16 protein-coding genes, 2 tRNA genes and 1 riboswitch are annotated in these 15,649 nt (G+C 56.6%); of the genes, 13 read left to right on the top strand and 5 right to left on the bottom strand.

What is annotated here, in order from left to right:
* The first annotated feature begins 162 nt into the window (after positions 1 to 162).
* From BM347_RS14550 to dxs, 5 genes are all read left to right on the top strand, one after another.
* Positions 163 to 675 carry a MarR family winged helix-turn-helix transcriptional regulator gene (locus BM347_RS14550; RefSeq protein WP_093917222.1) on the top strand — a complete coding sequence of 171 codons (513 nt, stop codon included), beginning with the start codon at positions 163 to 165 and terminating at the stop codon, positions 673 to 675.
* Positions 672 to 1,373 (top strand): response regulator, encoded by a 702-nt coding sequence (locus BM347_RS14545; protein WP_093917221.1) that lies wholly within the window; start codon positions 672 to 674, stop codon positions 1,371 to 1,373. The genes BM347_RS14550 and BM347_RS14545 overlap by 4 nt, the downstream gene beginning before the upstream one ends.
* 142 nt (positions 1,374 to 1,515) lie before the next feature.
* Positions 1,516 to 1,758, top strand: coding sequence for an exodeoxyribonuclease VII small subunit (locus tag BM347_RS14540; protein WP_093917220.1), 243 nt, complete (start codon positions 1,516 to 1,518; stop codon positions 1,756 to 1,758).
* Positions 1,745 to 2,650, top strand: a complete 906-nt coding sequence (locus BM347_RS14535) for a polyprenyl synthetase family protein (protein WP_175498590.1) — start codon at positions 1,745 to 1,747, stop codon at positions 2,648 to 2,650. The genes BM347_RS14540 and BM347_RS14535 overlap by 14 nt, the downstream gene beginning before the upstream one ends.
* 18 nt (positions 2,651 to 2,668) lie before the next feature.
* Positions 2,669 to 4,597 (top strand): 1-deoxy-D-xylulose-5-phosphate synthase, encoded by a 1,929-nt coding sequence (gene dxs / locus BM347_RS14530; RefSeq protein WP_093917219.1) that lies wholly within the window; start codon positions 2,669 to 2,671, stop codon positions 4,595 to 4,597.
* Positions 4,598 to 4,616: 19 nt separating this feature from the next.
* Here dxs and BM347_RS14525 read toward each other — a convergent pair whose 3' ends face one another.
* Complete coding sequence (locus tag BM347_RS14525) at positions 4,617 to 5,051, bottom strand: 6,7-dimethyl-8-ribityllumazine synthase (RefSeq protein ID WP_093917218.1); 435 nt, start codon at positions 5,049 to 5,051, stop codon at positions 4,617 to 4,619.
* Positions 5,052 to 5,133: 82 nt separating this feature from the next.
* Positions 5,134 to 5,287: riboswitch (FMN riboswitch) on the bottom strand.
* Positions 5,288 to 5,353: 66 nt separating this feature from the next.
* Between BM347_RS14525 and BM347_RS14520 the strand changes: the two genes are divergently transcribed.
* The 5 genes from BM347_RS14520 to BM347_RS14500 all read left to right on the top strand — a co-directional run bounded on the left by BM347_RS14520 (position 5,354) and on the right by BM347_RS14500 (position 9,609).
* Positions 5,354 to 5,977, top strand: a complete 624-nt coding sequence (locus BM347_RS14520) for an FMN-binding negative transcriptional regulator (protein ID WP_093917217.1) — start codon at positions 5,354 to 5,356, stop codon at positions 5,975 to 5,977.
* A gap of 74 nt (positions 5,978 to 6,051) precedes the next feature.
* Positions 6,052 to 6,663 carry a glutathione S-transferase gene (locus BM347_RS14515; RefSeq protein ID WP_093917216.1) on the top strand — a complete coding sequence of 204 codons (612 nt, stop codon included), beginning with the start codon at positions 6,052 to 6,054 and terminating at the stop codon, positions 6,661 to 6,663.
* A 175-nt stretch (positions 6,664 to 6,838) separates the two neighbouring features.
* On the top strand, positions 6,839 to 7,399 hold the full coding sequence (gene petA, locus BM347_RS14510) for a ubiquinol-cytochrome c reductase iron-sulfur subunit (protein WP_093917215.1): 561 nt from the start codon (positions 6,839 to 6,841) through the stop codon (positions 7,397 to 7,399).
* A 12-nt stretch (positions 7,400 to 7,411) separates the two neighbouring features.
* The gene (gene petB / locus BM347_RS14505; protein WP_093917214.1) at positions 7,412 to 8,755 is read left to right on the top strand and encodes a cytochrome b; all 1,344 of its coding nucleotides are present in this window, start codon (positions 7,412 to 7,414) and stop codon (positions 8,753 to 8,755) included.
* Positions 8,756 to 8,760: 5 nt separating this feature from the next.
* On the top strand, positions 8,761 to 9,609 hold the full coding sequence (locus BM347_RS14500; protein WP_093917213.1) for a cytochrome c1: 849 nt from the start codon (positions 8,761 to 8,763) through the stop codon (positions 9,607 to 9,609).
* Positions 9,610 to 9,939: 330 nt separating this feature from the next.
* Here BM347_RS14500 and BM347_RS14495 read toward each other — a convergent pair whose 3' ends face one another.
* From BM347_RS14495 to dapF, 3 genes are all read right to left on the bottom strand, one after another.
* Positions 9,940 to 10,632, bottom strand: coding sequence for a Crp/Fnr family transcriptional regulator (locus BM347_RS14495; RefSeq protein WP_483883288.1), 693 nt, complete (start codon positions 10,630 to 10,632; stop codon positions 9,940 to 9,942).
* A gap of 104 nt (positions 10,633 to 10,736) precedes the next feature.
* Entirely contained in the window at positions 10,737 to 11,993 is a 1,257-nt protein-coding gene (gene mtaB / locus BM347_RS14490; protein ID WP_093917212.1) for a tRNA (N(6)-L-threonylcarbamoyladenosine(37)-C(2))-methylthiotransferase MtaB, read from the bottom strand.
* On the bottom strand, positions 11,990 to 12,871 hold the full coding sequence (gene dapF / locus BM347_RS14485; RefSeq protein ID WP_093917211.1) for a diaminopimelate epimerase: 882 nt from the start codon (positions 12,869 to 12,871) through the stop codon (positions 11,990 to 11,992). Before dapF ends, mtaB begins: the two co-directional genes overlap by 4 nt.
* Positions 12,872 to 12,937: 66 nt before the next feature.
* Here dapF and BM347_RS14480 point away from each other — a divergent pair.
* Positions 12,938 to 13,013: transfer RNA gene (locus BM347_RS14480), tRNA-Lys, on the top strand.
* A gap of 107 nt (positions 13,014 to 13,120) precedes the next feature.
* On the opposite strand, the gene BM347_RS14475 is transcribed toward BM347_RS14480, so the two are convergent.
* Positions 13,121 to 13,197: transfer RNA gene (locus tag BM347_RS14475), tRNA-Arg, on the bottom strand.
* 143 nt (positions 13,198 to 13,340) lie between these two features.
* On the opposite strand from BM347_RS14475, the gene BM347_RS14470 reads away from it, so the two are divergent.
* Positions 13,341 to 14,378 carry a LacI family DNA-binding transcriptional regulator gene (locus tag BM347_RS14470; RefSeq protein WP_093917210.1) on the top strand — a complete coding sequence of 346 codons (1,038 nt, stop codon included), beginning with the start codon at positions 13,341 to 13,343 and terminating at the stop codon, positions 14,376 to 14,378.
* Positions 14,375 to 15,595: a winged helix-turn-helix domain-containing protein gene (locus tag BM347_RS14465; RefSeq protein WP_093917209.1), complete on the top strand. Its 1,221-nt coding sequence runs from the start codon at positions 14,375 to 14,377 to the stop codon at positions 15,593 to 15,595. The genes BM347_RS14470 and BM347_RS14465 overlap by 4 nt, the downstream gene beginning before the upstream one ends.
* Positions 15,596 to 15,649 lie beyond the last annotated feature (54 nt).

Here is a 15,649-nt window from a genome sequence, read left to right as displayed (position 1 = left end):
GGTGAATCCTTCCTTGATCCGTCATTGTATTTTACGAATGTTGCGCGATTTGCGTCCATATCGGACATTTTCTTACGCAAAACTTGAGATTCGTTAGCCTTTGCCACTTGGAAAGTCAACAAGGCTGACGTAAACTCTGAACCAAAGTTGCAGGAGACAAGAATGGCAGACGGACGCGGCACATCTTCTCACTCCGGTGAAAATCTGCTTTTTTTGACGGATGAACAGTTGCGACAAGCAATCGAGGCGATGTTTTTCGCCTATCGTGGCTTTACCGCTGACCCTGACCGGATTCTGGTGGATATGGCCTATGGCCGCGCTCATCATCGCGCGATCCATTTTATTAACCGTGCACCGGGTACAACAGTGAATAACCTGTTGGGCCTGCTGGGTGTTACAAAACAGTCCCTAAATCGTGTGTTGCGCACCTTGATTGCCGATGGTCTGGTGGAAAGCCAGGTGGGAAAATCAGACAAGCGGGAGCGGCATTTGTACTTGACCGAAGCAGGCCGCGCGCTTGAACAGACATTATCGGACGCGCAGCGGGTACGGATGCGTAGCGCCTTTCGCGAAGCGGGCCCCGAGGCCGTCGCAGGGTTTCGCAGCGTGCTGGAAACGATGATGGACCCTGAGATGCGCCATAGCTACCAGCGTTTGAAAGAAAATAGCGGATGAATAGCATGGATGCGCATCTGCTGATCGTTGACGATGACGAACGTATTAGGACGCTGCTGCAGAAATTTCTGATGCGGCATGGGTTTTTAGTGACTGCTGCCCGCGATGCGGCGCATGCACGGCGTATTCTGGCCGGGCTTGATTTCGATCTGATCGTGCTGGACGTGATGATGCCGGGCGAAGATGGCGTGAGCCTGACCCGCAGTTTACGCGAAACATTGGCGACGCCGATCTTGTTGCTGACCGCCAAGGGCGAGACGGACAACCGGATCGAAGGGCTTGAAGCGGGTGCAGATGACTATCTGGCCAAACCGTTCGAGCCAAAGGAACTGCTGCTGCGCATCAATGCGATTTTGCGGCGCATGCCCGATACGAGTGTGTCAGATAATGCGCCAAAGGTGCTTTCGATGGGGCCGATCCGCTATGACATAGAGCGCGGGGAGCTGTGGCAGGGAGATGATCTGGTCCGGCTGACGGCAACCGAGATTCAATTGATGCGTATTTTCGCAGCGCAACCTGGCGCGGCGCTGAGCCGGTCAAAGCTGGTTGAGGAATTGGGTCGCGATCGCGGGCAGGCGCAGGAGCGTGCTGTTGATGTGCAAATCACCCGGCTGCGGCGCAAGATCGAGGACAATCCAAAACAACCGCGCTATCTGCAGACCGTGCGCGGTGCGGGCTATATGCTGGCACCTGATTAATTCAGCTGCCGCCCGATGGGGGTTTCACACCCCCAAACCCCCGTGGGATATTTTTGAGCCAGAGAAGTTGTGATCGGCGACTGGAAGGCGCGGGCCATGCGAGGTATGGTTGGGAAAGATTTAAGTATGAAGGTTGGCAGACATGACTGAAACTGCGGTAGACGAGATGAGCTTTGAAGCGGCGATGGCCGAGCTTGAAAAAGTATTGGGCCAGCTGGAACGTGGCGATGTCGCCTTGGATGAGAGCATTGCGCTGTATGAACGTGGAGCTGCGTTGAAAAAACGCTGTGAAACCAAGTTGAAAGAAGCAGAAGAGAAGGTTGCCCAGATTACCTTGGACGGGGAAGGTAACCCCACAGGGGTGGCGGCCGTTGGCGGGGTTTGACGTTCATTTGGACGCAGAGCTGACCCGCAGGCCATTTGATCAGGCACTGGGCCATGCCGCCGATTTGGCGACCGGACAGGTTTTGCATGGGCTTGGCGGTGTGGACGGTACGGTTGCCGAGGCGATGCGTTATGCTGTGGCAGGTGGCAAAGGATTGCGCGCCTTTCTCGTGATCGAGAGCGCCCGGTTGCATGGTATTCTGGATGCGCATGCGGCCCCCTGTGCCGGTGCGATCGAGGCGCTGCATGCCTATTCGTTGATACATGATGATTTGCCGTCAATGGATGATGATGATCTGCGCCGCGGGCAGCCGACGGTCCATGTCAAATGGGACGAAGCGACGGCCATTCTGGCCGGGGACGCATTGCAAACATTGGCGTTTGAATTGCTTGCCCATGCCGGATGCCCTGATGCTGCGCGTGTGGCTTTGATCGCGGGGTTGGCCGGTGCGGCCGGCGTGCGCGGTATGGTCGGCGGGCAGGCGATGGACATCGCCGCCGAAACGGCCAGCCAGCCACTGACGCTCGAACAGATCAGCGTTTTGCAGGCGGGCAAAACAGGCGCGTTGATTGAATGGGCCGCGACCGCCGGACCGGTGATGGCAGGTGCCGATGCTGGCCCGCTGCGGCGCTATGCCCGCGATCTTGGGCTTGCCTTTCAGATTGTCGATGACATCTTGGATGTTGAGGGCGATGTGGCAACCGTTGGCAAAGCTGTCGGCAAAGATGCAGGTGCCGGTAAGGCGACATTCGTATCGCTGCTGGGGTTAGAGCAGGCCAAGGCGCGTGCTGGTGCGTTGGTGGATTCTGCTTGTGACGCTTTGACCCCTTACGGCGACGATGCTGAAACCTTGCGAGACGCGGCACGCTTCGTTATTGCGCGCAAAAGCTGACCCTTCGGAGGGGCCGAGATGACTGACAGACCCAAGACACCATTGCTGGACCGTGTGGCCCGCCCTGCGGACCTGAAACAGTTTTCCGACCCCGAGCTGATCAAGCTGTCGGACGAACTGCGCGCCGAGACGATTTCGGCTGTGTCTGAAACTGGCGGGCATCTGGGTGCGGGCTTGGGTGTGGTCGAGCTGACGGTCGCCTTGCATGCGGTTTTTGACACACCACGTGACAAGTTGATCTGGGATGTGAGCCATCAATGCTATCCGCATAAAATACTGACCGAACGGCGGGATCGCATTCGCACCTTGCGGATGAAGGACGGGTTGAGCGGTTTCACCAAGCGCAGTGAATCCCCCTATGACCCGTTCGGGGCCGCGCATAGTTCGACATCTATCTCGGCGGCGTTGGGCTTTGCCGTTGCGCGTGATCTGGGCGGCGTGGTGCCCGAGGGGCTGGGCGATGCGATTGCGGTGATCGGTGACGGGTCGATGTCTGCCGGTATGGCCTATGAGGCGATGAATAACGCGGGCCATCTGAAAAAGCGGATGATCGTGATTTTGAACGATAACGAGATGTCGATTGCCCCGCCTGTTGGCGCGATGTCGTCTTATCTAAGTCGTTTGTACGCCGAAGAGCCTTTTCAGAATTTCAAAGCGGCGGCCAAGGGGGCGGTTAGTCTGCTGCCCGGCCCGTTCCGTGAGGGGGCAAAGCGCGCCAAGGATATCCTGAAGGGCATGGCCGTTGGTGGCACTTTGTTCGAACAGTTGGGGTTCTCGTATTTGGGGCCGATTGACGGGCATGATCTGAACCAGTTGCTGCCTGTGCTGCGCACGGTTAAGGCGCGGGCGACGGGGCCGACGTTGATCCATGTGATCACCAAGAAGGGCAAGGGCTATGGCCCGGCTGAGGCGGCCCGCGACAAGGGGCACGCCACGGCCAAGTTTAACGTTCTGACCGGCGAGCAGAAAAAAGCGCCGTCGAATGCACCCAGCTATACGCGTGTATTTGCCGATAGCCTGATCGCCGAGGCGGCCAAGGACGATAAGATTTGTGCGGTCACGGCGGCGATGCCGGATGGTACCGGGTTGAATCTGTTTGCTGAACGCTATCCCAGCCGCTGCTTTGATGTGGGCATTGCCGAACAACATGGCGTGACATTTTCAGCCGCTTTGGCGGCAGGCGGGATGAAGCCGTTTTGCACAATGTATTCGACGTTCTTGCAGCGCGGCTATGATCAGGTTGTGCATGATGTCGCGATCCAGCGCCTTCCGGTGCGCTTTGCGATTGATCGCGCCGGATTGGTTGGTGCCGATGGGGCGACCCATGCAGGCGCATTTGATGTGGCGTTCTTGGCCAATTTGCCGGGTATGGTCGTGATGGCCGCCGCGGATGAGGCTGAGCTGGTGCATATGGTTGCTACCGCAGCGGCGCATGAGGACGGCCCGATTGCATTCCGTTTCCCGCGTGGCGAAGGCAATGGGGTTGATATGCCCGAGCGCGGCGTACCGCTTGAGATTGGCAAGGGGCGGATCATCGCAGAGGGCAAGCGCGTGGCCTTGCTGTCATTCGGCACCCGTTTGGCCGAGGTTGAAAAGGCCGCCGAGGCGTTGCGCGCCAAGGGCATTACACCGACCATTGCGGACGCGCGTTTTGCCAAGCCACTGGACCGGGACATGATCCTGACGCTTGCCGCTGATCACGAGGCGCTGATCACGATTGAAGAAGGCGCTGTTGGCGGCTTTGGCAGCCATGTTGCGCAATTGCTGAGCGATGAAGGCGTGTTTGACGAAGGGCTCAAGTATCGGTCGATGGTGCTGCCTGATACCTTTATTGATCAGGCAAGTCCGGCAGATATGTATGCTGTCGCCGGCATGAACGCCGAACAGATCGAGGCCAAGGTGCTGGATGTGTTGGGCGTTGCCAGTATTGCAGCGCAGCGGGCCTGACGTGCAGGCCCGCGCAGTATCAGGCGTCTAGCAGCTGACGCGCGGCAACGATACCAAGGGCTGCGGATGCGGCCTCGCGGCCTTTTTCCACAAAATGTGCGCGGTAGATCGCGTTGTGGTGGTCGGTTTCCTGATAATGATGTGGCGTCAGAGATACGGACAGGATCGGAACGCCGGTATCCAGTCCTACGCGCATCAACCCATCTACAACGGCTGATGCCACAAAATCGTGGCGGTAGATGCCACCATCCACGACAAAAGCCGCGCAAATAATGGCGTCGTATTTCCCTGATTTTGCAAGCGTCTGCGCCATCAAAGGCATCTCGAATGCGCCGGGTACATCGACCACGTCGATTTGGCCGGCTGGGATGGTTTCAGAAAATCCGTCATAGGCACGATCCACGATATCGGCATGCCAACGGGCTTTGATAAAGGCGTAGCGGGTGTGTGTCATAGTGATCTCCTTTTTAACGTCAGCGACACAAGTCACCCAAGGCGATCACGATTGCGGACGGCCCAGAATTGGGTCCGCGCAAACGCATTCTCTTTCATCCGGACTATGACCGTCGGCTCTGGCATCTCACCAGATCTGCTGACCAACCGACCCAAAAGGGGCGGTCGCGCTCGCGGGCTCGTGACGCAAGGCCACATACCGCCGGTGGGGAATTACACCCCGCCCTGAGAATATGTCTAAGTTGCCAAGCTGTGCGCGGGTCTGCAATACCAAAAGTGCACTTGCACGAAAGACGTAACGCCATGCACCCGAACCCGGTCTTCCATGATGCCGATACAGCCAAGAACATCACCTTTGCGCGGAAACGTGGATTTGGTGTGCTTGCCACGAATGGGGCTGCGGGGCCGTTGATGTCGCATGTGCCGTTTTTGTTGAACGATACGGGCGATATCGCCGACCTTCATTTGGTGCGATCCAATCCGATTGCGCGTGCACTGGCCGAACCGATTGCCGTGAAACTGGCCGTGGTTGGTGGCGATAGCTATGTCTCGCCAGATTGGTACGGGGTCGAGGACCAAGTACCGACGTGGAATTATGTTGCTGTGCATTTGACCGGCGTGTTGGAGCTGCGCCCCACCGAGGAACTTCTTGATTTGCTGAACCGTCAATCAGCGTTTTACGAAGACAGGCTGCTTCCGAAGCCGCCTTGGACCACGGACAAGATGCAAGATGAGACGATGCGCAAGCTGATGCGGATGATCGTGCCCTGCCGGATTACCATCACCAGCGTCGACGGCACTTGGAAGCTGAGCCAGAACAAACCGGACGCGGTGCGGTTGGCTGCAGCTGATGGTGTCGATCTGCATGGTTTCGGGGCCGAGACGGATATCATCGCGCAGATGATGCGCGCGGCCACAGGCGGCTGAACGAGCGGAACAACAAGTGATTGCACCAGCCTGCGTTGCCAGTGATATTGGCATAACTCTTGGAGGAGACAACGATGAAGCTCTATTATTCCCCGACCTCGCCCTATGTTCGCAAGGTCATGGTGTTGCTGCACGAAACCGGCCAGATCGATGATGTGACACTTGAGACTATGAACACAACGCCGTTGGCCCCTGATGCAGCGTTGCTGTCGAAAAACCCGCTGACCAAAGTCCCTGCACTTGAGCGCAGCGAAGGACCGACCTTGTATGACAGCCGGGTAATTTGTGCCTATCTGGATGACCGCGCCGGCGGCAAGCTGTACCCGGCGGCACCGCGCCGCTGGGATACCCTGACGCTTGAGGCGACGGCAGACGGAATATTGGATGCCGCGTTACTGATGGTGTACGAGGGGCGGATGCGCCCCGATGACAAACAGATGCCGGAATGGGCCGAAGGACAATGGGGCAAAATCGAACGCGCCGTTGCCGTGCTGAACAGCCGCTGGGTCAGCCATTTGTCTGGCCCGCTGGATATGGGGCAAATCGCTGTCGGTTGCGCGCTTTCCTATCTTGATTTTCGGCATGACGCGCGAAACTGGCGCAAGGGCAATGATGCGCTGGCGAATTGGGCAAAAACCTTTGATTCGCGGCCCTCAATGCAGGCAACCGTGCCACCTGCTGCATAAATTAGTAAAATTTCAGGATTTTAGGCCCATTGAAACACTAGCTGCGGCGGTTTGCGCATCAAAGGCATCTGGACGTGCGCAGTCCTTGAGGCTAGTAAACAACAGAACGACGGGAGGCGTGTTTTCGCCGCCCCTTGGATTAATGGCCTTTTGGCCCTCGATTTGGAGTTAACCCGTGTCCCAAGCAGAAGATCACGCAGGCACCCGGAGGGATTTCCTCTATTACGCTACGGCAGGTACAGGTGCAGTTGCAGTAGGTGCGGCAGCCTGGCCTTTGGTCAATCAAATGAACCCATCCGCCGATGTTAAGGCTTTGTCGTCCATCCGCGTAGATGTTTCCACGGTTGAGCCGGGCACCCAATTGACGGTCAAATGGCTGGGCAAACCAGTGTTTATCCGCCGTCGCACCGACGACGAGATCGCCAAGGCGCGCGCCGTTGAATTGTCTGAGCTGCCTGACCAAGGTGCCGAAAACGCGAATATCGCGGCTGATTCACCTGCAACCGATGAAAACCGCGCAATGGTTGGCAACGAAGAATGGTTGGTCATGATGGGCGTGTGTACGCACCTTGGCTGTGTGCCTTTGGGCGACGCGGGTGATTTCGGCGGCTGGTTCTGCCCCTGCCACGGCTCGCACTATGATACTGCGGGTCGCATCCGCAAAGGTCCAGCACCAACCAATCTGCCGGTGCCAATTGCAGAATTCGTGGACGAAACCACGATCAAACTGGGTTAAGGGAGAACTAGAATGGCTGGCATTCCTCACGACCATTACGAGCCAAAATCAAACGGCGAAAAGTGGCTGCACAGCCGCCTGCCGGTTGTTGGACTAATGTATGACACATTGATGATCCCGACCCCTAAGAACCTGAACTGGATGTGGATCTGGGGCATCGTTCTGACGTTCTGTCTGGCGTTGCAAATCATTACCGGTATCGTTTTGGCGATGCATTATACGCCGCATGTTGATCAGGCGTTTGCCTCGGTTGAACATATCATGCGCAACGTGAATGGCGGCTATATGCTGCGTTACATGCACGCAAACGGCGCATCGCTGTTCTTTATCGCTGTATATGCGCATATCTTCCGCGGCCTTTACTACGGTTCCTACAAAGCACCGCGCGAGGTGACGTGGATTGTCGGCATGCTGATCTATCTTTTGATGATGGGCACCGCCTTCATGGGCTACGTTTTGCCGTGGGGTCAGATGTCTTTCTGGGGTGCGACCGTTATTACCGGTCTGTTTGGTGCCGTACCATTCGTTGGCGACGCGATCCAAACCCTGCTTTTGGGTGGACCAGCGGTTGATAACGCAACGCTGAACCGTTTCTTCAGCCTGCACTATCTGTTCCCCTTTGTGATTGCCGGTCTGGTTATCGTTCACATCTGGGCGTTCCACACCACGGGCAACAACAACCCAACCGGTGTTGAGGTCCGTCGCGGATCGAAAGAAGAAGCAGAGAAAGACACGCTGCCTTTCTGGCCATATTTCGTAATAAAAGATCTGTTCGCGCTGGCCGTGATTTTGGTGATCTTCTTTGCGATCGTCGGTTTCATGCCAAACTACCTTGGTCACCCTGACAACTACATCGAAGCGAACCCGCTTTCGACACCTGCGCATATTGTTCCTGAATGGTACTTCCTGCCGTTCTACGCAATTTTGCGCGCCTTTACTGCCGAAGTTTGGGTGGTTCAGATCGCGTCCTTTGTGACGGGTGGCATCATTGACGCCAAGTTCTTTGGTGTGTTGGCTATGTTTGGTGCGATTGCCGTGATGGCCTTGGTGCCTTGGCTCGATACATCTTCGGTGCGCTCGGGTCGGTATCGTCCGATGTTCAAATGGTGGTTTGCCCTGCTGGTTATAGATTTCTTTGCGCTGATGTGGCTGGGTGCCATGCCTGCCGAAGAACCTTATGCCAGCCTTTCGCTGATCGCTGCGGCCTATTGGTTCGGTTACTTCCTGGTCATCATGCCGTTGCTTGGTGTGCTTGAGAAACCTCTGGCTCAGCCCGAAACCATCGAGGCCGATTTTGCATCGCATTACGACGCGAAAACCGGCGGCACCAAGACGCTGGTCAACCCAGCAGAGTAAGGACCATGACAATGATCAAGAAAACTTTCATATCGGCTGTTGTCGCCTTGGGCCTTACCGGGTCTGCCGCTTTGGCGGCGGGTGGTGCAGCGCATGTAGAAGACTTTGACTTCTCTTTCGAAGGCCCGTTTGGGGCCTACGACACCAACCAGCTTCAACGTGGTCTTCAGGTCTATACCGAGGTCTGTTCGGCGTGCCACGGTCTGAAATTCGTACCTCTGCGCACATTGGCAGATGAGGGCGGCCCACACATGCCAGAAGACCAAGTGCGCGCCTATTCGGAACGCTACGAAGTCTTTGACGCCGAGCTGGACGATTTCCGCCCGGCAACACCGGTTGACCACTTTCCGGTCTCTGCGCTCGATACAGCGCCTGACCTGAGCTTGATGGCCAAGAAGCGTGCTGGTTTCCATGGCCCTTATGGTCTGGGTATCAATCAGTTCCTCAAAGGCATCGGCGGGCCGGAATACATCGCGTCCCTGATGGTCGGCTATGAAGAAGCGCCAGAATGCGCGCCCGAGGATTTCCCCGGCTCGTATAACAAAGCGTTCGCAAATGGCGGGATCCCTGATTCTTGTAAAGACGATCACGGCCACTCCATGGTCGAGGGTAGCTGGATCTCCATGGCACAGCCGCTGTACGGCGATGATGTTGAATATGCCGACGGTCACTCGGCCGATCTGCATCACGAGGCTGCGGATGTTGCCGCCTTCCTGATGTGGACAGCGGAACCCAAGATGATGGCACGCAAGCAGGCTGGTTTTGCCGGCGTGATTTTCCTGACGCTGCTGTCGGTGCTGCTGTACCTGACAAACAAGCGGCTTTGGGCCCCTGTAAAATACAAGAAAGACTGATCCAGTCAGTCTTTCGATACCGCGAAAAAATAAAGCCTTCTGGACCGGGACTGATCCAGAAGGCTTTTGCGTTTGTGCGAAGTGGGGAGCCTTCTTGTGATGCACAAACAAAATGGCCGTTTAAAAAGAGAGAGAAGGGCAAGCATTCAGATCAATTGAACGCCCTGACGAAGGCGGATAACTACCTTGGCCGAACCCTGTCCCTCTGTCTCTAAACCGGGCCAACATCATCCAGACTAGAAGGATGATTTTTATCGCTGTCCCGCGTTTCAATGTATTAATTTTTAGTTAACTAAAGCTCACGCGTCTGTGATCTGGATCACATAACGGTCAGATAATCTCGGAAGCGGCTATTTTTTCGAGATTTTCTTTCTCAAGAATACGCAAGGATCCGCGGCTGAGATCAATCACCCCTTCGCGCTTCCATATGGCGAGGGTCTTGGAAACCGATTCCCGGCTGACCCCGACAAATTCGGCCAGTTCGGCCTGTGATAGCTTGAGAACGTTATCATGGGTGCCATTGTGCATGGCGAGATATAGGATTTTTTGCGCGAGCCGCATCGTCAAAGGCAAGAAAACCTGATCCCGAAGTTGTTGACCCATCCACCGCATGCGCCGCCCGGCCAGCTGGATCATATCCACCCCCAGTTCGGGGCGTTCTCTCAATGACGCCAGCACATCAGTGTTTTTGACCCCCCACACGGTGGCCGCTTCTAGGGCGATAACCGTTGCAGTTCGGGGGCCGGGGGAAAACAATGCGATCTCGCCAAAAATCGCGCCCTTGTTCATCACGTCAAGGATCAGCTTGCGGCCATCGGGCGATAGTACGCTAAATTCCAATGTACCGCTTCCGATTGCATACAAGGTCTCGCCGGGGTCGCCCTGTTCAAACAGGACCTCGCCCTTTTCCAATCGCTTTTCAGTCGCCAACTCTGCCATAAACTGTTTCAGAACGTCCGACTCGTTCGAGAAGACGCCGTTCTCGATCAGTTTTCTTAGGTTCTTGGGCGGTGAAACAGGCAATGTTGGATATCCATCTTGGGCGAGGTGAGGCTATGCCTTCAACCTTCTACAAACCCACTGGAAAACGCAATCATAGGTTATGCTTTAGAACAGCATAATGTCAGCTAACCGACCAACAGATGCTTATTATTGTGATCTGTGATCTTCGCACCGACGATGTTCCCCTCGGTTTGGGGGGTTGAAAAATGCACTTCGGTGAACTGTTCTGTCCGGCCCATAACTGTGCTTTCCATCAGCACACGGTGATCGACACCCTGCTGGGCGGTCAGGTGTCTGGCCACTTGCCGTTCTCCTGCTTCCCGCAGCCGGGCTGCACGGGCTTTGATCAAGGTACCGTTCACGGCGGGCATGCGCGCGGCTGGCGTGCCTTCGCGGGCCGAGTAGGGGAACACATGCAACCAGGTCAGATCGCATTCATCGACCAGCTTGAGAGAGTTCGCGAACATCGCCTCGGTTTCCGTCGGGAAGCCCGCAATAATATCGGCCCCAAAGGTCATGTCCGGCCGTAGTTTACGCGCCTCTTCGGCAAAGCGGATCGCATCATCGCGTAAATGCCGCCGTTTCATCCGCTTGAGGATCATGTCATCGCCATGCTGCAAGCTAAGGTGCAAATGCGGCATTAACCTGGGTTCGGTTGCAATGGCCTGCATCAGGTTGTCGTCGACCTCAATCGAATCGATTGAGCTGATTCTCAGTCGAGGCAAATCAGGGACGAGCCGTAATATCCGCATGACCAGATCACCCAGTTTCGGTTCTGATGGTAAATCAGCCCCCCAGCTCGTTAGATCCACGCCGGTCAGCACGACCTCGTTAAAGCCCTTGTCGACCAACCGCTTGATTTGATCGACGACAACACCGGCAGCGACAGAGCGCGAATTGCCCCGCCCATAGGGAATGATGCAAAAGGTACAGCGGTGATCACAGCCGTTTTGCACCTGAACATACGCCCGGCTGCGCGTGCCGAAGCCGTCAATCAAATGGCCAGCGGTTTCGGTGACCGACATAATGTCATCGACCTGTACGGTCTCGCTTTCGCCGATAAAATCGGCAGCCAGCCCTTGCCACGTCGCGCCAACCATCTTTTCGGTGTTGCCGATCACGGCATCCACTTCGTCCATTTTGGTGAAGGTGCCGGGTTCCGTCTGGGCAGCGCAGCCGGTGACGATCAACCGGGCATTTGGGTTGGCTTTGCGCAGCTTGCGGATATCCTGACGGGCCTTGCGCACGGCCTCGGCGGTGACCGCGCAGGTGTTAACGACAATAGCATTTTCCAGACCCGCCTGCTGGGCAAGGTCCTTCATCGCCTCAGTCTCATACGCGTTCAGACGGCAACCGTGGTTTGAGAAAATCGGCGCGGTCATTTCAGGCTGTCCAAAAATGCAGGTGTCAGGGTGCCGCTGAAAACATGGGCGGTGGGCCCTGTCATCCAAACGCCATCCTCGCGCCAGTCAATCTGCAGCGTGCCACCATCAAGATCGATGCGCAGTTTGCGCCCTGTCAGCCCCCTACGGGCCGCAGCGACGGCTGTGGCGCAGCTGGACGACCCGGAGGCCAGTGTAACACCCGCGCCCCGTTCCCAGACGCGCATGCGGATATGATCTGGCCCGACAATTTGCGCGACCTGTACGTTGGTACGTTCGGGGTAGAGCGGATGATGTTCGATCTCGGGGCCAAAGCTGGCCAGATCGACGGCGGCCACGTCATCCACAAAGAACGTGCAATGTGGATTGCCCATCCCGGTCGCCGTTGGCGCGCCCTCAATAGGCAGCTCCAAGGTATCCATCGCATGGGCCAGAGGGATATCCTGCCACTCAAGCTGCGGCTGCCCCATGTTCACGGATGTCTGGCCGTCACCCAGATCGCGGGCTTCCAGATCGCCTCGATCCGTGGTCAGATGCAGCGATGATTTCCCTGTCTCGTCCATCAGAAACCGCGCAATACAGCGGGTTGCATTGCCACAAGCCGCAGCTGTCGAGCCATCCGAATTATAGAACGTCAGATGCGCATCGCCCTTGCCATTCGAAATGATGGCAAGCTGATCGAAGCCAACACCAAAATGCCGATGTCCGATGGCTTTGGCCAAGGTGGGTGTTACGGAAAACGATTCCGCACCCGCCTCGCGCCCATCCAGCACGACAAAGTCGTTTCCCAGCCCATGCATCTTCATAAAGGGCAAACCGTTGGTGATATCACTGCACATTTGGCGCATATAACGTGGCGAATGAAACTTATCCAGCATGTGCGGAAAATTTCGTACGTTAAGGGCTTGACCCCACCGCGCCACCTTTCTAGTAAGCCGCCTAGTGGGCCTGTAGCTCAGTTGGTAGAGCAACTGACTTTTAATCAGTAGGTCTCCGGTTCGAACCCGGACGGGCTCACCATTTTTACATACGAATTTGAGCAGTCGTATATTTTTCGCTCCAAACCGGTTGAACATCGCGGATGTCTGCAAGCGTTTTAGGGTCTGTCTGTAAATGGGTGATAGTTTTGGTGACCCCGGCAGGATTCGAACCTGCAACCTGCCCCTTAGGAGGGGGCTGCTCTATCCAGTTGAGCCACGGGGCCGATGATTTAGCTTTAGCAAGCCAGGATAGGGGCGTCACCTGCAAAAACGGGGTGGTGGTTTTGGGGCGCGGCATCGTGATGCCTTGCGCCCTGCTCACAATCTACGTTAGCGTAAAGTTCTGGTTGAATAGTAGGATATTGCGTTGTCACAGACCCCAAAACGCCCGTTAACACTTCGCGATGTATCTGATGCCTGCGGCGTATCCGAGATGACAGTCAGCCGGGTGTTGCGCAAACGGGGTGATGTGTCAGAGGCGACGCGCCTGCGGGTTTTGGCCGCCGCGAAAGAGCTGGGATATGTGCCCAACCAGATCGCAGGATCGCTGGCTTCGCAGCGGGTGAACCTTGTTGCCGTTATCATCCCGTCCCTATCGAATATGGTGTTTCCCGAGGTGCTGAACGGCATCAATCAGGTGCTCGAGGATACGCCGCTGCAGCCTGTTGTCGGGGTGACGGATTACATGCCCGAGAAGGAAGAGCGTGTTTTATACGAAATGCTGTCCTGGCGGCCGTCGGGTGTGATTATCGCGGGGCTTGAGCATTCGGACGCCACCCGTGCCATGCTGAAAAACGCGGGCATTCCGGTCGTCGAGATTATGGATGTCGATGGGCGTCCGATTGACGCGGTCGTGGGGATTTCGCACCGTCGCGCGGGTCAGGAAATGGCCAAGGCGATCCTGAAAGAGGGCTACGAGCATATCGGGTTTATGGGCACGAAAATGCCGCTGGACCACCGCGCCCGTAAGCGTTTCGAAGGATTCACCGAAGGTCTGGCGAAGGCCGGGATCGAGATTGAGGACCGTGCGTTTTACTCAGGCGGGTCGGCGCTGGCCAAGGGCCGCGAGATGACCCAAGACATGCTGGAACGGTCGCCCGATCTGGATTTTCTGTATTACTCCAATGACATGATTGGTGCGGGCGGCCTGCTGTACCTGATCGATCAAGGCATTGATATTCCTGGGCAGATCGGGTTGGCGGGTTTTAACAACGTCGAGCTGTTGCAGGGTTTGCCACGACAATTAGCTACAATGGATGCCTGCCGCGCCGAAATCGGGCGTGCTGCGGCGCAGATCATTCTGAATGATACATTGGATGAACCTGACCCTGATTTGCAGACCCATGTGACGATGACGCCAACCCTGTCATTGGGGGATACGTTGCGCCGCAAACGCAGCGGATGAATACGCTCACGCTCAGCAACAAAGATGCGCGACGTCTGTTCCTGCACCGTCATTTGCTAAGTGACACGCCGCAGGGCGATGCAAAAGGGGACGCGCTGCTGAAGGTGATCGAGGGCTTGGGCTTTGTCCAGTTGGACAGCATCAACACGGTCGCCCGGGCGCATGATCTGATCCTGTTTTCCCGCAAGCCCCGCTATCGCCCCAGCGGATTAAAGCGTCTCTATGAAAAAGACAGCGCGTTGTTCGAGCATTGGACCCATGACGCGGCTGTCATTCCGATGGGCTATTATTCCTATTGGGAAATGCGCCGACAGCGCGATGCTGAAACCCTACGCAAGCGGTATCGCAACTGGCATCAGCATGACTTTGAAACAAGGTTCAGCCAGCTGTTGGATCAGATCCGCGAACAGGGGCCGGTTTGTTCTGCCGATGTCGGCAAAGATGAGAAACGGCCAAACAGCGGCTGGTGGGATTGGCACCCGTCAAAGACCGCGCTGGAATACCTGTGGCGCACTGGCGCGCTGCATGTGGTTGGCCGGGATGGTTTCCAGAAACGCTATGACCTGACCGAAAACGTGCTTGAGGCGCATTTATGTGATCCCGCCGCGGTGCCGGATGAGGCGGCGACAATCGACTGGTGCTGCAACGGCGCGCTTGAGCGTCTTGGCTTTGCCACCCATACCGAATTGGCCGCGTTCTGGGACCACATCAGCCCCGCCGAGGCGAAGGATTGGGTGCGCGGAGAGCTGACCGCAGGTCGGTTGCAACCTATTCTGGTCACCTGTGCGAATGGCGAAACGCGCGATGCCTATGCCCGCCCGGACATCGCGGATGATCCAGCGGTGCACATCGAGCCGATCCAGCGGTTGCGCGTGCTCAGTCCCTTTGATCCGGCCTTGCGTGACCGCAAGCGGGCGGAACGGCTGTTTGGCTTTAACTACAGGGTGGAAATGTTCGTGCCCGAGGCCAAGCGTACCTATGGTTATTATGTTTTCCCGATCCTGCAGGGTGACAGTATCATTGCCCGCGTCGATATGAAGGCGTTTCGCGATCGTGATACACTGGTGGTGCGGGCGCTTTGGCCGGAACCGGGAACGCGGTGGGGCAAGGGTAAACAAAGCGCGTTCGAGGCCGAACTGGCGCGGCTGACCAAGCTGGCGGGGGTGTCACAGATCAGCTTTGACGACGGTTGGCTCCGCGCGCCGAAATCGAAATAATCAGCACGGTTTATGGGCACTAGTTCTGTCCGTTTTGCACTACGATGGCATTTT

It is taken from the genome of Sulfitobacter marinus (assembly GCF_900116285.1).
GTDB classification, from domain to species: domain Bacteria; phylum Pseudomonadota; class Alphaproteobacteria; order Rhodobacterales; family Rhodobacteraceae; genus Sulfitobacter; species Sulfitobacter marinus.
Note: the sequence above shows the minus strand (reverse complement) of the source record. Positions and strands in the feature narration are given on the sequence as shown.

Excerpts from the sequence above, each read along its gene's own strand:
- BM347_RS14550 (WP_093917222.1), top strand. The coding sequence starts at position 163 with ATGGCAGACGGACGCGGCACATCTTCTCACTCCGGTGAAAATCTGCTT.
- BM347_RS14545 (WP_093917221.1), top strand. The coding sequence starts at position 672 with ATGAATAGCATGGATGCGCATCTGCTGATCGTTGACGATGACGAACGT.
- BM347_RS14540 (WP_093917220.1), top strand. The coding sequence starts at position 1,516 with ATGACTGAAACTGCGGTAGACGAGATGAGCTTTGAAGCGGCGATGGCC.
- dxs (WP_093917219.1), top strand. The coding sequence starts at position 2,669 with ATGACTGACAGACCCAAGACACCATTGCTGGACCGTGTGGCCCGCCCT.
- BM347_RS14525 (WP_093917218.1), bottom strand. The coding sequence starts at position 5,051 with ATGACACACACCCGCTACGCCTTTATCAAAGCCCGTTGGCATGCCGAT.
- BM347_RS14520 (WP_093917217.1), top strand. The coding sequence starts at position 5,354 with ATGCACCCGAACCCGGTCTTCCATGATGCCGATACAGCCAAGAACATC.
- BM347_RS14515 (WP_093917216.1), top strand. The coding sequence starts at position 6,052 with ATGAAGCTCTATTATTCCCCGACCTCGCCCTATGTTCGCAAGGTCATG.
- petB (WP_093917214.1), top strand. The coding sequence starts at position 7,412 with ATGGCTGGCATTCCTCACGACCATTACGAGCCAAAATCAAACGGCGAA.
- BM347_RS14500 (WP_093917213.1), top strand. The coding sequence starts at position 8,761 with ATGACAATGATCAAGAAAACTTTCATATCGGCTGTTGTCGCCTTGGGC.
- mtaB (WP_093917212.1), bottom strand. The coding sequence starts at position 11,993 with ATGACCGCGCCGATTTTCTCAAACCACGGTTGCCGTCTGAACGCGTAT.
- dapF (WP_093917211.1), bottom strand. The coding sequence starts at position 12,871 with ATGCTGGATAAGTTTCATTCGCCACGTTATATGCGCCAAATGTGCAGT.
- BM347_RS14465 (WP_093917209.1), top strand. The coding sequence starts at position 14,375 with ATGAATACGCTCACGCTCAGCAACAAAGATGCGCGACGTCTGTTCCTG.